Annotated in this window: 3 protein-coding genes; 2 read left to right on the top strand and 1 reads right to left on the bottom strand. The window is 69.3% G+C overall.

Annotated elements, in window-relative coordinates; translation table 11 throughout:
• The coding region (locus FDN03_RS16555; protein WP_171021303.1) for a hypothetical protein at positions 1-470 on the top strand (470 nt) is incomplete at its 5' end.
• A 136-nt stretch (positions 471-606) separates the two neighbouring features.
• On the opposite strand, the gene FDN03_RS16335 is transcribed toward FDN03_RS16555, so the two are convergent.
• The gene (locus FDN03_RS16335; protein ID WP_138178626.1) at positions 607-852 is read right to left on the bottom strand and encodes a hypothetical protein; all 246 of its coding nucleotides are present in this window, start codon (positions 850-852) and stop codon (positions 607-609) included.
• Positions 853-1,195: 343 nt separating this feature from the next.
• Between FDN03_RS16335 and FDN03_RS16330 the strand changes: the two genes are divergently transcribed.
• The coding region (locus FDN03_RS16330) for a WhiB family transcriptional regulator (RefSeq protein ID WP_138178625.1) at positions 1,196-1,608 on the top strand (413 nt) is incomplete at its 3' end.

Below are 1,608 nucleotides of genomic sequence, written 5' to 3'. Positions count from 1 at the left end.
ATGCCGAGAACGCACGGCGCCACACCAGAAGAGATCACTGCCTTGGGTGCGGCGAGAAGACCGGCGACAGGCAGAAGACCGTCGACTACGACGGACGGAACCCGTGGGCGGGCGGGGAGGACCGGCCTGTCCGGTTCCACCGCCGCGCCACCTGCATCGGACGGCCCCCGAAGGCAAAGAACGGCCCCGCGCCGCTTGCCGCGAACTTCGCCCTCACCTACGACCGGGCGTGGGCCTACGCCAACCGGCAGCCCCGCAAGCTCTACTGCCCCGGCACTCGCACCGACCACCAGGACGACACCTTCACCTGCTCCGAAGGCGAAGACCGGTGCATCGCCGCCGGCTGGCGGAACGGCGAACTGATCCAACACGCCCGGGTGCAGAACTGCCACGAGGAGCACTGGCCGTGCCACGTCTGCGAACTCCGCTGCCCCGGGCCAATCAACCTGAACGACCCGGAAGCAGCATGACGGCCGCTGGCTGCCCGTGTGGCTCCCAGTTCCAGCAGGCCGCGATCGACGACCAGGCGCCGGACGGCATCGGATGGCCGGGCATCTGCCCGTCATGCGCCACTAGCCCGCAACCAGCGAAGGAGCTGACCACGTCCTAGCCTTCCTTCTCCTCGGCCCCGTCACCCTCCCCGGGTGGCGGGGCCTTCTGCTGTTCAGGCTCCGACAGGTAGCAGCCCAGCGCCTCGACGACCAGGTCGGCGACTGGCCGGTCCTCCAGCAGCGCGCGGGCTCTGAGCTGCCGTTCCATGCGTAGCGGCACCGCCCGGTAGATGGCGAGCAGGGCGCGGATGAGCGGGGTGACCTCCCCGCCGGTTCCGCGGGCCTGTTGCACGCGTGCCATCGTGGCCCGCCACTCGCCCTCGGACAGGCGGAAGGATCTTCGTGGTGTGCCTGCAGACACGCGGCCCCCGTCGCTGAACAGACAGTGTCACGACGGTGTCATGACACCCGTGACACGCAGTCTACCTGCGGGGATACGGAACTGTAGTCGAAACCTTCAAAGTAACCGGCGTGGGGTCTTCACAACGCCCAATTCTCGGGATAGTGTCGTCCCAGCGACTTAAACAAACGAATACGAGCCGAGAGGCGAACCCACTCCACTGGGGTCGCCCCGGGCGCAGGGCTCCACCCCTGGCCCGGGACTTGGCTCCCGTCCCCCTGCATCAACCAGGAGGAGAGAACCCGTGGCTAGCTTGCCATGCTCCGCGCCAGCCGTGGCGCGACCCGTCGTCGTTGACCTGCCCGTGGGTAGCAACGCGGCCCGTAGCCCGTCCGAAGACCTCGCCCGGCTCCGCGCCGACATCCGACAGGTGCTCGCCGGCCAGGCGTGGCGCCTCGACGCCGCCTGCCGCGGGCACGCCAAGCCGGACATCTTCTTCACTCCCGGCCTCACCCGCCACACCACCGACACAGAGCGGGCGCGGATTCTCACCGACGGGCGGGAAGCCGCCGAGGTGTGCGCCGTCTGCCCGGTCACCCGCCACTGCGTCATGTACGCGGTCGTCGCCGGAGAGGACCACGGTGTGTGGGGTGGGACGACCGCCCGGCAGATCCGCTCTGCCCGTAAGCGTCTCGTGGCCCGGCTGGAGCACCTGAC

This window comes from Glutamicibacter sp. V16R2B1 (assembly GCF_005774635.1).
Taxonomy (GTDB): Bacteria; Actinomycetota; Actinomycetes; order Actinomycetales; family Micrococcaceae; genus Glutamicibacter; species Glutamicibacter creatinolyticus.
This window is presented reverse-complemented; position numbering and strand designations above follow the sequence as displayed.

Bases quoted from the DNA above. Each gene is read 5' to 3' on its own strand.
- FDN03_RS16335 (WP_138178626.1), bottom strand. From the start codon at position 852: ATGGCACGCGTGCAACAGGCCCGCGGAACCGGCGGGGAGGTCACCCCG.